This window comes from Streptomyces sp. NPDC001406 (assembly GCF_042895285.1).
In the GTDB taxonomy this organism is placed as follows: Bacteria; Actinomycetota; Actinomycetes; order Streptomycetales; family Streptomycetaceae; genus Streptomyces.
This window is the reverse complement of sequence record NZ_JBIAWG010000023.1, coordinates 36169-53622: the sequence shown is the minus strand read 5'-3', so window position 1 is coordinate 53622 and position 17454 is coordinate 36169. Positions and strand designations below refer to the sequence as shown.

Below are 17454 nucleotides of genomic sequence, written 5' to 3'. Positions count from 1 at the left end.
CGTAAGCCTACGACTTGGTAATTGAACGCTTGAGCGTGCAGTCCTTGCAGCGACCGAAGATCGCGAAGTGCTTCATGTCCGTGTCGAAGCCGAAGGTCTCACGGAGCTTGGCCCTGAAGTCGGCCGCCACGTCGACATCGGCCTCGATGACGTTCTGGCAGTCCCGGCAGACCAGGTGGATGTGGTGGTGGCGGTCCGCGAGGTGATAGGTCGGGGCGCCGTGGCCGAGGTGGGCGTGCGAGACGAGACCGAGCTCCTCCAGCAGCTCCAGCGTGCGGTACACCGTGGAAATGTTGACCCCCGACGCCGTCTTCCTCACTTCCACGAGGATGTCGTCGGGGGTCGCGTGCTCAAGGGTGTCCACGGCTTCGAGCACGAGTTGCCGCTGCGGCGTCAGCCGGTAGCCGCGCTGCCTGAGGTCGCTCTTCCAGTCGGTGCTCACCACACCAGAGAGTCTAGGACTACTTGAAGAAAGCGATCCCGTCGTCCGGCATGTCGTCGGGCAGGGCCTTGGCCCAGCGCTCGACGTCCTCCGGGGTGACGACCTTCTTCAGGTGGGCCGACATGTAGGGGCGCAGCTCTACCTCGGGGGTCTGCTTCTCGCCGACCCACATGAGGTCGCTCTTGACGTAGCCGTACAGGCGCTGGCCGCCGCTGTAGGGCCGCGCCTCCGCCGTGCGTGCCACCGTGTCCGTGACCAGGTCGATCTGCGGCTTCTTGGCGGCCATCTCGCCGTACCAGATCTCGATGACGCCGTCGTCGCGGGTCATCGTGACCTCGACCTTGCGGTCGGCGTCGATCCGCCAGAAGCCGTACTCGGACTCCAGCGGGCGGACCTTGTTCCCGCCGTTGTCCAGCACCCAGGTGTGGGAGTGGTACTCCAGGAAGTCCCGCCCGTCGTGGGTGAAGGTGACCTCCTGCCCGAAGTTGCACTTCTCCGAGCCCGGGAAGTCGTGCACGCCCGCGCCGGCCCAGTTGCCCAGGAGGAAGGCGAGCGGGACCAGGTCCTTGTGGAGGTCGGACGGAATCTCGATCATGAGGGGCGGTTCCTAGCCAGTTTCCGGACGGGGGTCAGCGCTGGCCCTGGTACAGCTTCTTCACGGTCAGCCCGGCGAAGGCGAGAACGCCGACACAGACCAGGACCAACAGGGTTTCGAAGAAGATCTCCACGGGGTGCTCCTTGAGCGAGGGTGGGCGTACACATACACAGAGCCGGGGCCCAGCTTACGCGGCCGGGCCCCCGGGCTCTTGGCGAGGTCAGCTCAGCAGCTCGCCCTGCAGGGCCACCGTCTGCTGGAAGGGGACGGCGAGCGCCCTGCCCTTGCGGGACTGGATGATCACGGCGACGGTGTCGCCGGAGGAGAGGTAGGCCATCCGGACCTGCTCGGCGCCGTACGGCTTGGTCTCGCGGATCGGGGCTGTGTGCACGTCGCTGCTGTGGGCGGCCACCGGGTAGTCCAGGTCCCGCTCGTACGTGTCGCCGCCCCGCACCTGGTACTTCGGCGCCTCGTACGCCGTGAGCCCGTCGCTGAGCACGTGCTCCGCGACCTCCGCCGTGTCGAACTGGAGGAGGTAGACGCCGGTGTGCGTACCGTCGGCCGTCGTCCAGCCGCGGGCCGTGATGTGCCGCAGGCCATAGTCGGTCAGCGTCTGCCCGAGCTCCTTGCGCTCCTCCTCCTTGCTGTACTGCGCCAGGAAGTCCTTCCTCGCCAGCCAGCCGTCCGTGCCGCGCAGCGTGCCGTCGGCCTTCGCGCCCTTCGGCGCGGGCAGCACCAGTTTGCGCAGGTCGGCGTAGTGGGTGCCCGACTTGTTCGCTTCGGCGGCCGGTCCCGGGCGGCCGGCCGGGAGCGGCGGCTTCACCAGTTCCGGGTAGTCCCAGCGGCCGTCCGACCCGGTGGCGAGACCGGGCACGTCCGTACGCTCCATGCGCGTGATGCCGTACGCCGTCCCCGCCCCGACCGCGGCGAACACGACGACCGCGGCGGTCCAGCGCAGGGCGGCGCGCAGGACACGACGGTCCTTCGGCGGCCGGGGGGCGTCCACCGGGGGTGGTACGAGGGGCGGCTCCCCGGGAAGCGGCGGCACCTCGGCCTGCTGCTGCTCGGCCTGCTGCTGCTCGGTCATACCGCCTCCCCCGGGTCCTTGATGCGGTCCAGTTGCTCGCGCAGCAACAGCGCCACGCCCTTCTTGTCCAGTGGCTTGCCGCCGGTCGCGGTGGCGCTGACCAGCACGTCACCCACGTACGCGGAGCAGACCATCATGTCGAGCTTCTCGCTCTTGTCCGCCGGCGGAAGGAAGCAGGCGGCGTTCTTGTGGCCCTCGATCTCCGGGCCCTTGCGGAAGATCTTCATGGCGTCGAAGAACTCCTGCTGGATCGTGGCGATGGAGCGCACGGTCCGCTGGTTCTCCATCTGCGACAGCACGATGTCGACCGTGTAGGCGTGGTCCGAGTAGGCGGTGGAGTCGGCGGGGTGCTCGGTGCTCAGGTAGCTGCGCATCGCCATGCCCTTGATCTTCTGCTTGTCGATCAACCGCTCCAGCTGCTGGCGCTGGGAGCGGGGCAGGTCCTTGATCGACTCCTTGCGCATGGCAGTGGCCTGGACGCCGGACAGCTCGGCGTCGGAGCCGAACTCACCGATGTCCGGGCCACGGCCGAAGGCCTCCGTGCCGTAGGGCAGGAGCATGCCCTGCAGCCCGGTGGCCTCGGCCGCCTTCTCCTTGTCCTTGCCGCTCTTCGGGAAGCGCCAGCCGGGGGCTCCCGGATCCCGGTCGGCGCCGTTCACGGTCACGACGGTGTAGCCGGCCCCCGCGACGACCGCGGCGAGCAGGACGGCGGTTCCTGCGACGGCGGCGATACGACGCCGGTTACGGGCGGGCTTCTCCTGGACGGGCTGTTCCTGGGCGGGCTGGGGGTTACCAGTGACCTCGGGGTTCACGGAGTTGTCGCTCACAGCCGCTCCAACTGGCGCTTCGCCAGGTCCATGATCTTCTTCTTCGGGATCGGCTTCGTGTCGAAGACCCAGACCTCCATGGCGATGTCACCTCGCCAGGCGTGCGCCTCGGCCTCGTACACGTCCACGTACCCGGCCGCGCGGTCGGGCTTGTGGTGGACGTACGCCATGCCGTCGCCGGTGCCGGGGATCGGCCAGCTGTCGCTGCCGCCCTGCTTCTCCGCCCAGTAGTAGGCGTCGTCGGCCGCGTCGTGGGCCGCGAGCTTCTCCTCCTGGCGGTACTGGACCAGGCGGATCTCCACGTTGTACGTGCTGCCCTCGCGCCAGTTGGTGACGGCGGCGCGCCGGAACTCCTCGCCGATGAGGTTGCCGAAGGCGTTCTGGGGCTTCTTGAACGTGTCCGCGTAGTCCGCGAGGCTCATCCAGCCGTCATTGCCCACGGTGTACAGGGCCTTGCGGGCGTTGCCGGGCCGCTTCAGCAGCAGCTTGCGCAGGTCTCCGTCGGTCACGACCTTGTGGTCCTGGGCCGCCGACAGGGGTTCGGGGCCCTTGCCCTTCGCCTGCGCGAGCGCCGGCTGCGACAGCGGGGGCAGTTTGGTGGGCTCGCGGTCGGCCTGGACGAGATAGCCGGCGCAGGTACCGGCCACCAGGCCGAGCGCGGCGGCACCGGCGATCAGCAGCGCGGTGCGGCCGCGCCGCCGAACGGGAGGTTCGGGTACTGCCGTTTCGGATACTTCTGGCACTTCTGGCACTTCCAAGTGGGTCCCCCCAGAGGACAGGAATCGCGGCCTCCGTCACCGCGCCGCACAGGAGACCCATGGGTAACATCCGGGGTTGCACGGGAGTTGATTACGATTCAGCCATGGCGAAGAAGCTCGTGATCAAGGTGACCGCCGGGGCCGACGCACCCGAACGCTGCTCGCAGGCCTTCACGGTCGCCTCGGTGGCCGTGGCCAGTGGGGTCGACGTCTCCCTGTGGCTGACCGGTGAGTCCTCGTGGTTCGCGCTGCCGGGGCGGGCCGCCGAGTTCGAACTGCCGCACGCGGCCCCGCTGCCCGATCTGCTCGACGCGATCCTGGCGGGCGGGACCGTCACCCTGTGCACGCAGTGCGCGGCCCGCCGGGAGATCACGGAGAAGGACGTCATCAAGGGCGTACGGATCGCGGGCGCCCAGGTCTTCGTGCAGGAGGCACTCGGGGACGAGACGCAGGCGCTCGTCTACTGAGACGGGATGAGACGACCGGAGACCACAGTGGCCCCCACTGGTCTCTAGTGGCGCTTCTTTCCGTCCAGCTCGTCCCACCACTCGTCGGACTGCGGGTCGCCCGACGGATCGTCCCACCAGCGGTCCTCGGGCCCGCGGCGGTTGGCGACGATCGCGGCGAGCGGCGGGATGACCATGGCCACCACGCACATGCCCACCGCCGCCGGAATCGACCAGAGGCGCACAACGGCCCACGCCAGGACGAAAAGCCCGACACAGGTCCCCATCATGGCGAAATACAGGTGGCGCCGCCGCGCGTACATAGGTCAAGGGTAGGTCGGAGACGACCGCTCAGCACGGCCACCGCAGGGCCGAAACTGTCGGAGACGACCGCCCGGCACGACCGTCGCGGGCCCGGACATGCCGGAGGGCCGCACCCCGGGCGTCCAACCCGGTGGGGTGCGGCCCTCGGCCGTACGGGGTCTTCGTCAGACCGCGATCGCGACCTCCGCCAGGCCGCCCTGCTGGGCGACGACCGTGCGGTCGGCGGTGGCGCCGGGCACGAGGGCGCGCACGGTCCAGGTGCCCTCGGCCGCGTAGAAGCGGAACTGTCCGGTGGCGGAGGTCGGGACCTCCGCGGTGAACTCACCGGTCGAGTCGAGGAGGCGGACGTAGCCCACCACCGGCTCGCCGTCGCGGGTCACCTGCCCCTGGATCGTGGTCTCACCGGGCTTGATCGTCGAGGGGTCCGGGCCGCCGGCCTTCGCTCCACACATGTCTTTCTCCTGAAGAGGTCTTGAGAGGTCGGTCGGGGTCGACTACTTGTTGGCGCCGAGCTCGATCGGCACGCCGACGAGGGAGCCGTACTCGGTCCAGGAGCCGTCGTAGTTCTTGACGTTCTGGACGCCGAGCAGCTCGTGCAGCACGAACCAGGTCAGCGCGGAGCGCTCACCGATGCGGCAGTAGGCGATGGTGTCCTTGGCCAGGTCGACGTTCTCCTCGGCGTAGAGCTCCTTGAGCTCGTCGTCCGACTTGAAGGTGCCGTCGTCGTTGGCGTTCTTCGACCACGGGATGTTGCGGGCGGTCGGGACGTGACCCGGGCGCTGCGACTGCTCCTGCGGCAGGTGCGCCGGGGCGAGCAGCTTGCCGGAGAACTCGTCGGGCGAGCGGACGTCGACCAGGTTCTGCGCGCCGATCGCGGCGACCACGTCGTCGCGGAAGGCGCGGATCGAGGTGTCCTGCGCCTTGGCCTTGTAGTCGGTCGTGGCGCGCTCGGGCAGCTCGGAGCCGTCGACCAGCTCGCGGGCGTCCAGCTCCCACTTCTTGCGGCCGCCGTCGAGGAGCTTGACGTTCTCGTGGCCGTACAGCTTGAAGTACCAGTAGGCGTAGGACGCGAACCAGTTGTTGTTGCCGCCGTAGAGGATCACGAGGGTGTTGTTGGCGATGCCCTTCTTCGACAGGAGCTTCTCGAAGCCCTCCTGGTCGATGAAGTCACGACGGACCGGGTCCTGCAGATCCTTGGTCCAGTCGATGCGGATCGCGTTCTTGATGTGGTTCTTCTCGTAGGCGGACGTGTCCTCGTCCACCTCGACGATGGCGACGCTCGGGTCGTCCAGGTGGTCCTGGACCCAGTCGGCGTCGACGAGGACGTCGCTGCGGCTCATGCTCTTTCTCCTCCGGGGCAGTTGCGGCGGGGCGTGCAAGTGAGAGGGGTGTGCGCACTCCAGGGCGGAGCGACGCACGGGTGCCCTGAGCTGGGCGGCTGGGAATGCGGAGGGCCGAGTGGCCGCTCCCGCTTCAGAAGGGGCGACAGAGCATGGCGGCAACGCGGCACAGGTCTACTGCCCGCCGCTTCGTGAGATCCGCCTGTCGCTTCATGGGCTCGATCGTAGGGACGGACAGCCGGGCGTGTCACCGGTGTGTCGTATTTTGAGACGCGATCGTCCACGATGTGGGAACAGTTGGGCGCCCGGGCCATGATTGCACGGCCTCCGGGCGCCTGTATCGGTCGTCACATCTGCGGTACGGACGCCGCCGTCTCGCCTTTCGGACGGAAGGGGCCGACGGGGGTCCGACGGGGACCCGACGGGAGTCCGGGACGGTGTCCGTCCTACCCGGCCAGCTTGACGTTCGAACCCTTCACCGTGATCTCCACGCCGTCCTTCGCCGCCTGCACCTTGTCCAGCTTGATTCCGCCGGGCAGCTGGTCGATCTTCACCTCGGAGACGTCCAGCGCCTGGTTGCCGAACCTGGGCAGACCGTCGGCATGCACCTTCACCGTGTTGCCCTGGGCCGTGACCGTGCCGAGCACCGGGAGCGGCACGCCCGCGACCACGACCGTGGCCCGGACCTTGCCGTTGCCACCGTAGGAGAGGCTGGTCACCTTGCCGGTGGCGCCCAGGGGCAGGTCGACCGGGTCGTTCTTGACCGCGTTCAGCAGCTGGTCGTAGGCGATCGTCGCGGTGCCGGACGCGTCGGCCGCCGTGGCGGAGCTGTAGTCGCCGGAGAAGTCGACGCCCTTCATATGGGCCTTCAGGTCGTCGATACGGATCTTCTCGGCGCCGTTGCCCGTGGCCGCCTCGTAGTCCTTGATGCCGACCTCGACGTCGTCCAGGGAGCCGCCCGCGACCTGGGTGAGGAACGGGAAGCCCTTGATGGACACGTCCGGGGTGGCGGCGAGGCTCTCCGTCGCCTTCAGCTTGTCCGCGGCCTCCCCCTCGGCGAAGTGCACGGCGACGCGGTCCGCGATCACGAAGAGGCCGCCGATGATCACGACGACGATCAGGAATATTCGCAGCGCTCGCATGGGTGTTGTTCCCCCGGGTCGACGGACTTCAACGGTCCTCAACGCTAACCCTGCGGGGCTCGGGCACCGGGAAATTGTCGATCACCTGTGACGTGGGATCAGGTCAGGGCCCGGCCCAGTACCCAGACCACCGGTGCCGCCGCCGACAGCGGGAGGGCCACGCCCGCGGTGAAGTGGACGAAGCGGGAGGGGTAGTCGTAGCTCGCGACACGGTGGCCGACCAGGGCACAGGCCGCCGCGGCCGCTCCCAGCAGCGCGCCCTTCGCGCCCATGCCCGTCATCCCGCCCACCGCGATGCCCGCGCCCGCCGCCGCGAGGACGGAGACCGTCACGGAGGCGGGAGTGGGCAGCGGGAGAGCCCGGGCCAGGACGGCCACCGCCACCGCGGCGGCGCCCACCGAGGCCGCGTGCGCGTCGGCTCCCAGAAAACCGGTGGCGATGATCGCCAGCGCCGACGAGGCGACCGTCGCCATCAGGCCGTACATCCGCTCGTCCGGCGAGGCGTGCGAGCGGAGCTGGAGGACGAGGGAGAGCAGGACCCACACACCGAGCGGGCCGAGGATCGCGGCCGGCGCGTGGTCGCGGCCCGCCGCCAGCACCGCCACGTCCGCCGTCAGCGCCCCCGCGAACGCCAGGGCGATGCCCTGCCGCGCCGGCCACATGCCGTTCAGCCGGAACCAGCCCGCGGCCGTGAGCGCCTGGAGCAGCACCAGCGGCACGACCAGCGCGTACGAGCCGACGGCCGCCGTGACGGCGAGGAGCAGCCCGAGCAGCGCCGTCAGTGCGGCGGGCTGCATACCGGGCTCGATGATCGGGGAGCGGCCCTCCATACGGGCGCGCTGGGCGTCCGTGACGCGGGAGTTGCCGGCGAGGGTGGCGGGACCGTAGGCGGGATCCGCCTCGGCCTGGCCGACGGTGGGCTCGGGTCGGACGGGAGCGGAAGCAGTGGCGGGAGCCGCAGGAGCCACAGGCGGCTGCTCGTAGCTCTGCGGCGGCAGGTACGACGTCTCCGCGGCGGACACCTGCGGCTGGAGCGGCTGCTGAACCGGCTGCTGGACCGGCGCGTGCGTCTGCGTCTCCCAGGTCTGGCCCTGCCACTGCTGCGTGTACTGCTGCTGGTCGTACCCCGACTGGTCGTAACCGGCCTGGCCGTAACCCGACTGGTCGTAACCGGCCTGGCCGTAACCCGGCTGACCGTATCCGGCCTGGTCGTGGCCCATCTGACCATGACCGGCCTGGTCGTACCCGTTCTGCTCCGGCCATGCCTGCGGAGCCGCCGCCTGCGGTGCCTGCTGCTGATACGGGTCGTGCCCCCCGTAGCCCTGATACCCCTGATACCCCTGGTACCCCTGCTGCCCCTCGTAGGGCCCGCCCTCATACGGCTGATCGGTCATCGCTCACCCTCCTGCGAACGGCGGGAGCACCTCGACCGTGCCGCCCTCGGCCAGCCGTACCGTCTCATGTCCGCGGGTGCCCACGGGGTCACCGTCGATGAGGAACGAGCATCGCAGCAGCACGCGCGCCAGTTCGCCGGGGTGTCGCTCACGCGCCGCGTCCAGCGCCTCGGCGAGGGTCGCCGCGTCGTACGGCTCCTCGGCGACCCCGGCCGCGGCCTTCGCGGCGGCCCAATAGCGCACCGTGACCTTTGCCATCTCGTCCCTCAAGTCCTTCGGCGGATCGGCATCCGCACAGCAACCACCCGCACATCAACACCGTCAGGCTAGCCCGCCCGGGCGGCCGCCCAGTCCCCGATCCGGGTCAGCAGGGCGTCGGGCGCCGCGTGCTCGGCGTGGCCCATTCCCGGCTCCACCCAGAGTTCGCCGTGGTCACCGGCGGCCGCGGCCAGCATCCGGGGGTGGTCCAGGGGGAAGTAGCCGTCGCGGTCGCCGTGCACGATCAGCAGCGGGGTGGGGGCGATCCTCGGTACCGCCTGCACCGGGGACAGCGGGACGGGCTGCCACTCCCTGTGATGGATGCGGGTGCGCAGCCCGTAGCGGCTCACCAGACGGCCCTCGGGGCGCGTCACCAGCCAGTGCAGCCGGCGCATGGGGGCCGTACCCCGGTAGTACCAGCGGGCCGGCGAGCTCACCGAAACCACCGCGTCCACACCCCGGTGCAGCGCCGCGTGCCGCAGCACCACCGAGCCGCCCATGGAGAAGCCGACGGTGACCACGCGCGTGTGGCCCAGCTCCCGCGCCCACCGCACCGCGGCCGCGAGGTCCAGCACCTCCCGGTCGCCCACCGTCGAGCGTCCGCCGGAGGCTCCGTGGCCGCGGAAGGAGAAGGTGACGACGGCACCGTGGCGCGCGAGCGCGGCCGCCACACGGCGTACGTGCGGGCGGTCGACGTCGCCCGTGAAGCCGTGCGCCACGACGAACACCAGGTCACGGGAGGGTGGCGCGGAGACGTCGTATACGACCGTGCCCGGGTTGTATACGGAATCGATCGGAATCCCGTCGGCCGTGTACAGAAACGTCCGCATAGGGGCCCATCCACCCGTCTCGGGATTCGGACGATCGGTGGAACGTGCCGTATGACCTGCCGGACCGTTGCTCATGTGGGCTATTCTGCTGGGCATGAGGACTCGGGCAGCGTAGCCCCCGGGTCCTTTTGTGCTTTCGGAAGCGTTGTATACGAAGCGGGGAACCGCGGGTGTACGGGGCCCCGGGACCGCAGAGCAGTACCGCAAACGTCCTCGCAGGGACCGAGGAGGAACAAGACGTATGAGTTCTCTGCTACTCCTGACCAACGCCCTCCAGCCGTCGACGGAGGTGCTTCCGGCCCTCGGCCTGCTCCTGCACAACGTGCGGGTCGCCCCGGCGGAAGGACCCGCACTCGTCGACACACCGGGCGCCGACGTCATCCTGATCGACGGCCGCCGTGACCTCCCCCAGGTCCGCAGCCTGTGCCAGCTGCTGCGCTCCACGGGCCCCGGCTGCCCCCTCGTCCTCGTCGTGACGGAGGGCGGTCTCGCCGCCGTGACCGCCGACTGGGGCATCGACGACGTGCTGCTCGACACCGCGGGTCCGGCGGAGGTCGAGGCACGGCTGCGGCTGGCCATGGGCCGGCAGCAGATCGTCAACGACGACTCCCCCATGGAGATCCGCAACGGCGACCTGTCCGTGGACGAGGCGACCTACTCCGCCAAGCTCAAGGGCCGGGTCCTCGACCTCACCTTCAAGGAGTTCGAGCTCCTGAAGTACCTCGCCCAGCACCCGGGCCGTGTCTTCACGCGCGCGCAGCTGCTGCAGGAGGTCTGGGGCTACGACTACTTCGGCGGCACCCGGACCGTGGACGTCCACGTACGACGGCTGCGCGCCAAGCTGGGCCCGGAGCACGAGTCGCTGATCGGAACCGTCCGGAACGTCGGTTATCGATTCGTTACTCCTGAGAAGGGTGACCGCTCCTCGGACGAGGCGAAGGCCAAGGCGGACCGGTCAAAGCCCGAGAATGCGGACTCATCGGCCGTCCTGGGTGCCACAGAGGTCCCGGCCGACGCCTAGCCGGCGCTCGGGCAGGGCATTGCTTCCGCACAGGGAAGCTTCGATACGCCCTGCCCAGAGCGGGTCCATCCGCGTAGACTCCGCGCGTGGCCAAGGTGACTCGGGATGATGTGGCGCGGCTGGCGGGAACTTCCACCGCCGTGGTCAGCTATGTCATCAACAACGGACCCCGGCCGGTCGCCCCGGCCACGCGCGAGCGTGTCCTCGCCGCGATCAAGGAACTGGGGTACCGGCCCGACCGGGTCGCCCAGGCCATGGCCTCACGGCGCACCGATCTCATAGGCCTGATCATCCCCGACGCCCGCCAGCCCTTCTTCGGGGAGATGGCGCACGCGGTCGAGCAGGCCGCCTCCGAGCGCGGAAAGATGGTTCTCGTCGGCAACACCGACTACGTCGGCGAGCGCGAGGTCCACTATCTGCGTGCCTTCCTCGGTATGCGCGTCGCGGGTCTGATCCTGGTCAGCCACGCGCTCAACGACCTCGCCGCCGCCGAGATCGAGGCGTGGGACGCCCGGGTGGTCCTGCTGCACGAGCGGCCCGAGGCCATCGACGACGTCGCCGTCGTCACGGACGACCTCGGGGGCGCCCACCTCGCCGTACGCCACCTGCTGGAGCACGGCTACGAGTACGTCGCCTGTGTGGGCGGCACCGCGGAGACCCCGGCCGTCGGCGACCCGGTCTCCGACCACGTCGAGGGCTGGCGGCGCGCGATGGACGAGGCGGGGATCCCGACCGAGGGCCGGCTCTTCGAGGCGCCGTACAACCGCTACGACGCGTACCAGGTCGCCCTGGAGCTCCTCTCCGGCCCCGACCGCCCTCCCGCGGTCTTCTGCTCCACCGACGACCAGGCGATCGGCCTGCTGCGGGCGGCGCGTGAGCTGCGCATCGACGTCCCCGGGGAGCTGGCCGTGGCCGGCTTCGACGACATCAAGGAAGCGGCGCTGGCCGACCCGCCCCTGACGACGATCGCCTCGGACCGGTCCGCGATGGCCCGGGCCGCCGTGGATCTCGTGCTCGACGACGGTCTGCGGGTGGCGGGGTCCCGGCGGGAGCGGCTGAAGACCTTCCCGTCGCGGCTGGTGGTCCGCAGTTCCTGCGGCTGTGGATGACGCGGGCGTGGGTGGTGTTCCTCAGGCGTCCATGAAGGATCTCTGAGAACCCTCGCCGAGCTGCGAGAAGCTTCTTTATATCGGGCAAACGAGGTTCTGCCGGGCTTCTCAGGGAGCACTCAGGAAGCTCTCATGGTTGCGGGCAAAGCTCTATCCATGACCGAGAGCTTCCGCCGCAGCGGCGAGTACGAGAACCCCCAGGGTGACGCCCATCAGGGCGCGTACCCCCAGCAGCAGCACGCCTCCGCCCCCGTGAACCCCGAGTGGCCGCCCCCGCCGGCGTACCAGGCCGTGCAGCCGGCCGCCGTCGACGGCCACGGTGGCGACACCGCTCTCCTGTCCTCCGTCCCGGCGGGCGCCGCCCCCGTCGCCGCCGAGCCGAAGAAGAAGCGCTCCCGGGGCCCGATGGCGCTGCTCGCCGCGGTGGCGATCGTCGCGGCGGCCGTGGGCGGCGGCACGGCGTACGCCTTCCAGGAGCTGACCGGCAAGGACACCGTCGCCTCCAGCAGCACCAGCACCAATGTGGTGCCGGCCGGCAAGAAGGGCGACGTCGCCGCCATCGCCTCCGCGGTCAGCCCGAGCGTGGTGGAGGTCGTCGCGACCCTCAGCAACGGCTCGTCCACCGGCGCCGGCGTGATCATCACCTCCGGTGGCGAGGTCGTCACCAACAACCACGTCGTCTCCGGCGCCTCGTCGATCAAGGTGCGGACCAGCGACGGCAAGCAGTACACGGCCGAGATCGTCGGCACGGACAGCTCCAAGGACCTCGCCCTCATCAAGCTGAAGGACGCCTCCGGTCTGAAGCCCGCGGCCCTCGGCAACTCCGACGGGGTCCAGGTCGGCGACACGGTCGTGGCGATCGGCTCCCCCGAGGGCCTGACCGGCACCGTCACCAGCGGCATCGTCTCCGCGCTCAACCGTGACGTGACCGTCTCGACCGGCGAGAACCAGGGCCAGGGCCAGGGCGGAGGCGGCCAGTGGCCGTTCGAGTTCGGCGGCCGGGAGTTCAACGGCGACACGGGCTCGGCCACCACGACCTACAAGGCGATCCAGACCGACGCGTCCCTCAACCCCGGCAACTCGGGCGGCGCGCTGATCGACGGCGCCGGCAACATCATCGGCATCAACTCCGCGATGTACTCGTCCGGTTCGAGCTCCTCGTCCTCGGACGCGGGCAGCGTCGGCCTCGGCTTCGCGATCCCCATCAACACCGTCAAGTCCGACCTGGCCAAGCTGCGGGCCGGCTCCACCAGCTGACAGGCCCCCGCGCGGGCAGTAGGGAGTACGTCATGATCAAGCAGGTTTCGCACCCCGTGGCCGTTTCCCACGACCCGGCCGGCATCGCCCTGGCCCTCCAGGTGGCGTACGAGCTGCACGCCCCGGCCGCGGCGCCCCGGCCCCCGGAGGTCGCGGCCCCCCAGATGATGGGCCTGCGGCTGCCCGCGGCCCGCCCGCACCGCCACAAGGTTCCGCTGAAGCGGCTGACCACGATGCGCGGCTGATCATCCCGCGCCCACGGTCGCGCGTGCCCCACGGCCCCGAAACATGCGACGCTGAGAGACGCCCCACCGACGCCCCACCGACGACCACCCCATTCGCACCCCACCGCACCCCACCCCACCCCGAGGAACCGCGAGCGATGAGTCCCGCCGATGGCGACCGTGACCCCCAGCGCATCCTGATCGTCGACGACGAGCCGGCCGTGCGCGAAGCACTCCAGCGCAGCCTTGTCTTCGAGGGGTACGACACCGAGGTCGCGGTCGACGGTGCGGACGCCCTGGAGAAGGCGACCGTGTACAAGCCCGACCTGGTGGTCCTGGACATCCAGATGCCCCGGATGGACGGCCTGACGGCAGCCCGCCGCATCCGCGGCGCGGGCGAGACGACACCGATCCTGATGCTGACGGCTCGCGACACGGTCGGCGACCGGGTCACCGGGCTCGACGCGGGCGCCGACGACTACCTGGTCAAGCCGTTCGAGCTGGACGAGCTGTTCGCCCGTATCCGCGCGCTGCTGCGACGCAGCTCGTACGCGGCGGCCGTGGTGGGCGCGGCCCAGGATGACGAGGCACTCACCTTCGCCGACCTGCGCATGGACCTCGCGACGCGTGAGGTCACGCGGGGCGGGCGGCAGGTGGAACTGACCCGCACGGAGTTCACCCTGCTGGAGATGTTCATGGCACACCCGCGCCAGGTCCTCACCCGTGAGCAGATCCTGAAGGCGGTGTGGGGCTTCGACTTCGAGCCGTCCTCGAATTCTCTGGACGTCTACGTCATGTACCTGCGCCGCAAGACCGAGGCGAGCGGCGAGCCGCGACTGGTGCACACGGTGCGGGGCGTGGGGTACGTGCTGCGACAGGGTGCGGCGGAGTGAACATGCTCGCGCGCCGGTTCCGGGCGCTGCCGATCAGGGCACGGCTGTCCATGCTCGTGGCGGCGGCGGTGGCGTTCGCGGTGGCGGCGGTGGCGGTCACCTGCTGGTTCATCGTGCAGGGGAAGCTGTACGACCAGCTCGACAACGACCTGCGGAAGGCCCAGTTCACGCGGGGGCCCATCGAACAACAACAGGTCAACCAGTTCGCGGACGCGCTCAACAACTGCACGCAGACTCCGCAGAACATATTCAACGGCGGCTACCGGAACACCTACTCCCAGGTGGTCCAGCCGGACGGGACGCCCTGCCTCTTCCTGACCTCGGTGGGCAGGATCAAGGTCACCCAGGCCGACAAGGACGTGATCAAGAACGCGAGCAGCCATCAGGGGATCTTCCGCAACGGTACGGACCAGGACGGCAACGCGGTGCGCGTGATGACCGTGCCCTTGACCATCAACGACCCGACCACGGGCACGAGTACCAGCTACGCCATCATGGCGGCCGTACCTCTCAAGAGCACCGAGTCCACGCTCAACGACCTGGCCCTGATCCTCCTCCTCGTCTCCGGTGTCGGGGTCATCGGCGCCGGAGCCGCCGGTCTGGCCGTCGCCCGGGCAGGCCTGCGCCCCGTCGACAAGCTCACCGAGGCGGTCGAACACGTCGCCCGGACGGAGGACCTGGGCATCCGCATCCCGGTCGAGGAGGACAGCGACGACGAGATCGCCCGCCTGTCCCGCTCGTTCAACTCGATGACCACGGCCCTGGCCAGCTCCCGCGAGCTGCAGCAACAGCTGATCGCGGACGCGGGCCACGAACTCCGCACCCCCCTGACCTCGCTGCGTACGAACATCGAACTCCTCACCCGGAGCGAGGAGACGGGCCGCCCCCTCCCGCCGGGCGACCGCAAGGCGCTGCTCGCCTCGGTGAAGGCGCAGATGACGGAGCTGGCCTCGCTCATCGGCGACCTGCAGGAGCTGTCCCGCTCCGCGGGCCAGCGCGGCGAGCGCGTCCAGGTGGTCGCCTTCCACGACACGGTGGAGGCGGCCATGGTCCGCGCCCGTCTGCGCGGCCCGGAGCTGACGATCACGGCGGACGTGCAGCCCTGGTACGTACGGGCGGAACCGTCGGCCCTGGAACGTGCCGTGGTCAACATCCTCGACAACTCGGTGAAGTTCAGCCCCGAGGGCGGCACGATCGACGTGGTCCTGGAGAAGGGCGTGCTCACGGTCCGCGACCACGGCCCCGGTATCGCCGAGGACGAACTCCCCCACGTCTTCGACCGCTTCTGGCGCTCCCCCAGCGCGAGGGCCCTGCCGGGCTCGGGCCTGGGCCTGTCCATCGTCGCCCGCACGATCCAGCAGGCCGGCGGCGAGGTCACCCTGACCCGGGCGGAGGGCGGCGGGGCGGTGGCGACGGTGCGGCTGCCGGGGGCGGCTACGGCTCCGCCGGAAACACCGTGACCGACTCAGCCAGGCCCTGTCATTGCCAGAAGACCTCGACCACCAGGATCTGCGGCTGGGCGACTGGACGCCCACGGCCTCCTGACCGCCTTGCGCGGCGACGCCCAGACAGGCGCCCGCCGGTCCCCAGAAGGGGGAGGGTTCTTGGAACTTCTCCACCGGGCGCCTCAATGAAATGACCCTGAGATCAATTCTCAGGGTCATTTCGGAACCGAAACGCTATTCACACAGGTGTTACTGCACGATCGTGATCCGGTTGGTGGCCGGAGGCGCGATCGGCGCGGTGGCGGAGGAGTTGGCCGTCAGGTACTTCTCCAGGGCGGTCAGGTCGTCCGTGCCGACGAGGTCGCCCGTGCCCTGTCCGAGGGTGGGGAAGCCGTCGCCGCCGCCCGCGAGGAAGCTGTTGGTGGCGACGCGGTAGGTGGCGGCGGGGTCGATGGCGGCGCCGTTCAGCCGGATCGAGTCGGTGACCACCCGGTCCGCGCCCGTCTTCGTCAGGTCCAGCGTGTAGGTCAGGCCGGCGGAGGGCTGGAGGATCTTCGGGGCGGCCGCGTTCGCGCCGCTCACCTGCTCCTTGAGCACCTGGATCAGCTGGGCCCCGGTGAAGCTCTGCAGGTTCACCGTGTTGGAGAAGGGCTGGACGGTGAAGCCCTCGGCGTAGGTGACGACACCGTCGCCCTCGGCGCCCTTGGCCGCGTAGGTCAGGCCCGCCCGGACACCGCCCGGGTTCATCAGCGCGACGTCGGTCTCCGGGTCCAGCTCCTTGCCGTACGCGAGCTGCGCGTCCGCGATCAGGTCGCCCATCGGGGACTCGGTGCCGGTGTTGTTGATGTCGGCGGAGATGTAGCCGATGGCGCGGTTGCCGATCGGGGCGGCCAGGGTGTTCCACTTGCCGATCAGCGCGGTCATGTCGGGCGCCTTGGGAACGTCCCGGGTGACCACGTGATTCGCCGACTTCACGGCCGTACGGGCGATGTCACCCGTCCAACGGTCGTACGTCAGCGTGGTGTCCGTGTAGAGGCGGCCGAAGGACGCGGCCGAGGTGACCATGCGCGGCTTGCCCGACGGGTCCTTGATGGTGCACACGTACGCCGTGTGGGTGTGGCCCGTGACGAGCGCGTCCACGGCCGGGGTGACGTTCTTGGCGATGTCGACGATCGGGCCGGAGATGCCGTCACCGGCGCCCGGCGAGTCGCAGTTGTAGTTGTACGAGGAGGAGGCCGGGAAGCCGCCCTCGTGGATCAGCGCCACGATCGACTTCACGCCCTGGCTCTGGAGCACCTTGGCGTACTTGTTGATCGTCTCGACCTCGTCCTTGAACTGCAGCCCCTTCACCCCGTCGGCGGAGACGATGTTCGGGGTGCCCTCCAGCGTGACGCCGATGAAGCCGATTTTGACGTCCTTCTTCTTCCAGACCCAGTACGGCTTGAGGATCGGCTTGCCGGTCTTCTCGTCGAGGACGTTCGCGGCCAGGTAGGGGAAGTCCGCGCCCGAGAACCCCTCGTTCGAGTAGCAGCCGTCCGTCGGGTGGCAGCCGCCGTTCTGCAGCCGGGCCAGTTCCTTGGCGCCCTCGTCGAACTCGTGGTTGCCGACGGATGTGACGTCCAGGTCCAGCTTGTTGAGCGACTCGATCGTGGGCTCGTCGTGGAACAGGCCGGAGATGAGCGGGGAGGCGCCGACCATGTCGCCGCCGGCCGCGGTGATGGAGTACGGCCGGCCCTGGCGGGCCTGGCGCAGATGGGTGGCGAGGTACTCGACACCGCCCGCGTCGATGTTCTTCGTCGTGCCGTCCGCCTGGAGTTCGGCGACCCGGCCGGAGGAACCGGCCGGCGGTTCGAGGTTGCCGTGCAGGTCGTTGAAGGAGAGGAGCTGGACGTCCTGGTAACGGCTCGGCAGATGTCCGCCGCCCTTGTTGTCGTGCGCGTCCGCGGGCAGCGCGGCGGCCAGTGCGGCGGCGGTGGCGAGGCTCGCCGCGGCCGCCAGCAACGCATACGTACGTCGTCCGGCGGGGCGTGGCGATGGGGACGTGGCCGGCATGGGACCCCCC

The 17454-nt window shown here is 69.9% G+C and carries 21 protein-coding genes; 7 read left to right on the top strand and 14 right to left on the bottom strand.

Annotated features, from left to right (window positions below):
- Positions 1-7: 7 nt before the first annotated feature.
- From ACFY1J_RS40255 to ACFY1J_RS40235, 5 genes are all read right to left on the bottom strand, one after another.
- Positions 8-445 carry a transcriptional repressor gene (locus ACFY1J_RS40255; RefSeq protein ID WP_363300740.1) on the bottom strand — a complete coding sequence of 146 codons (438 nt, stop codon included), beginning with the start codon at positions 443-445 and terminating at the stop codon, positions 8-10.
- A gap of 16 nt (positions 446-461) precedes the next feature.
- The gene (locus ACFY1J_RS40250) at positions 462-1037 is read right to left on the bottom strand and encodes an FABP family protein (protein ID WP_390712118.1); all 576 of its coding nucleotides are present in this window, start codon (positions 1035-1037) and stop codon (positions 462-464) included.
- Between the two features lie 220 nt (positions 1038-1257).
- On the bottom strand, positions 1258-2124 hold the full coding sequence (locus ACFY1J_RS40245) for a hypothetical protein (protein ID WP_390712119.1): 867 nt from the start codon (positions 2122-2124) through the stop codon (positions 1258-1260).
- Positions 2121-2951 carry a hypothetical protein gene (locus ACFY1J_RS40240; RefSeq protein WP_390732960.1) on the bottom strand — a complete coding sequence of 277 codons (831 nt, stop codon included), beginning with the start codon at positions 2949-2951 and terminating at the stop codon, positions 2121-2123. The genes ACFY1J_RS40245 and ACFY1J_RS40240 overlap by 4 nt, the downstream gene beginning before the upstream one ends.
- Positions 2948-3694 (bottom strand): hypothetical protein, encoded by a 747-nt coding sequence (locus ACFY1J_RS40235; RefSeq protein ID WP_390732959.1) that lies wholly within the window; start codon positions 3692-3694, stop codon positions 2948-2950. Before ACFY1J_RS40235 ends, ACFY1J_RS40240 begins: the two co-directional genes overlap by 4 nt.
- 119 nt (positions 3695-3813) lie before the next feature.
- Between ACFY1J_RS40235 and ACFY1J_RS40230 the strand changes: the two genes are divergently transcribed.
- Positions 3814-4176, top strand: a complete 363-nt coding sequence (locus ACFY1J_RS40230) for a DsrE family protein (RefSeq protein ID WP_390712122.1) — start codon at positions 3814-3816, stop codon at positions 4174-4176.
- Between the two features lie 44 nt (positions 4177-4220).
- Here ACFY1J_RS40230 and ACFY1J_RS40225 read toward each other — a convergent pair whose 3' ends face one another.
- From ACFY1J_RS40225 to ACFY1J_RS40190, 8 genes are all read right to left on the bottom strand, one after another.
- Positions 4221-4478 (bottom strand): DUF3099 domain-containing protein, encoded by a 258-nt coding sequence (locus ACFY1J_RS40225; protein WP_263210269.1) that lies wholly within the window; start codon positions 4476-4478, stop codon positions 4221-4223.
- A 165-nt stretch (positions 4479-4643) separates the two neighbouring features.
- The gene (locus ACFY1J_RS40220; RefSeq protein WP_150956794.1) at positions 4644-4931 is read right to left on the bottom strand and encodes a DUF1416 domain-containing protein; all 288 of its coding nucleotides are present in this window, start codon (positions 4929-4931) and stop codon (positions 4644-4646) included.
- Between the two features lie 42 nt (positions 4932-4973).
- Positions 4974-5819: a sulfurtransferase gene (locus ACFY1J_RS40215; protein ID WP_390712123.1), complete on the bottom strand. Its 846-nt coding sequence runs from the start codon at positions 5817-5819 to the stop codon at positions 4974-4976.
- Between the two features lie 133 nt (positions 5820-5952).
- Positions 5953-6033 (bottom strand): Ms5788A family Cys-rich leader peptide, encoded by an 81-nt coding sequence (locus ACFY1J_RS40210; protein ID WP_350751515.1) that lies wholly within the window; start codon positions 6031-6033, stop codon positions 5953-5955.
- 232 nt (positions 6034-6265) lie between these two features.
- Positions 6266-6961 (bottom strand): DUF2993 domain-containing protein, encoded by a 696-nt coding sequence (locus tag ACFY1J_RS40205; RefSeq protein ID WP_390732958.1) that lies wholly within the window; start codon positions 6959-6961, stop codon positions 6266-6268.
- 98 nt (positions 6962-7059) lie between these two features.
- Positions 7060-8355, bottom strand: coding sequence for a hypothetical protein (locus ACFY1J_RS40200; RefSeq protein ID WP_390732957.1), 1296 nt, complete (start codon positions 8353-8355; stop codon positions 7060-7062).
- Positions 8356-8358: 3 nt separating this feature from the next.
- Positions 8359-8613 carry a MoaD/ThiS family protein gene (locus ACFY1J_RS40195; RefSeq protein ID WP_263210273.1) on the bottom strand — a complete coding sequence of 85 codons (255 nt, stop codon included), beginning with the start codon at positions 8611-8613 and terminating at the stop codon, positions 8359-8361.
- Positions 8614-8681: 68 nt separating this feature from the next.
- A complete protein-coding gene (locus ACFY1J_RS40190; protein WP_390732956.1) occupies positions 8682-9518 on the bottom strand; it encodes an alpha/beta hydrolase in 837 nt (278 codons plus the stop codon).
- Between the two features lie 166 nt (positions 9519-9684).
- Between ACFY1J_RS40190 and ACFY1J_RS40185 the strand changes: the two genes are divergently transcribed.
- The 6 genes from ACFY1J_RS40185 (at position 9685) to ACFY1J_RS40160 (ending at position 15407) form a co-directional block, all read left to right on the top strand.
- Positions 9685-10464 (top strand): response regulator transcription factor, encoded by a 780-nt coding sequence (locus tag ACFY1J_RS40185; RefSeq protein ID WP_316749867.1) that lies wholly within the window; start codon positions 9685-9687, stop codon positions 10462-10464.
- Positions 10465-10550: 86 nt separating this feature from the next.
- Positions 10551-11573 (top strand): LacI family DNA-binding transcriptional regulator, encoded by a 1023-nt coding sequence (locus ACFY1J_RS40180; protein ID WP_390732955.1) that lies wholly within the window; start codon positions 10551-10553, stop codon positions 11571-11573.
- Between the two features lie 156 nt (positions 11574-11729).
- On the top strand, positions 11730-12830 hold the full coding sequence (locus tag ACFY1J_RS40175) for a S1C family serine protease (protein ID WP_390732954.1): 1101 nt from the start codon (positions 11730-11732) through the stop codon (positions 12828-12830).
- A gap of 32 nt (positions 12831-12862) precedes the next feature.
- Complete coding sequence (locus tag ACFY1J_RS40170; RefSeq protein WP_390712129.1) at positions 12863-13075, top strand: hypothetical protein; 213 nt, start codon at positions 12863-12865, stop codon at positions 13073-13075.
- Positions 13076-13212: 137 nt separating this feature from the next.
- Positions 13213-13947, top strand: coding sequence for a response regulator transcription factor (locus tag ACFY1J_RS40165; RefSeq protein ID WP_390712130.1), 735 nt, complete (start codon positions 13213-13215; stop codon positions 13945-13947).
- Positions 13948-13949: 2 nt separating this feature from the next.
- Positions 13950-15407, top strand: coding sequence for a sensor histidine kinase (locus ACFY1J_RS40160; RefSeq protein ID WP_390712163.1), 1458 nt, complete (start codon positions 13950-13952; stop codon positions 15405-15407).
- A gap of 234 nt (positions 15408-15641) precedes the next feature.
- On the opposite strand, the gene ACFY1J_RS40155 is transcribed toward ACFY1J_RS40160, so the two are convergent.
- Positions 15642-17444, bottom strand: coding sequence for a bifunctional metallophosphatase/5'-nucleotidase (locus tag ACFY1J_RS40155; RefSeq protein WP_390712131.1), 1803 nt, complete (start codon positions 17442-17444; stop codon positions 15642-15644).
- Between the last annotated feature and the right edge of the window lie 10 nt (positions 17445-17454).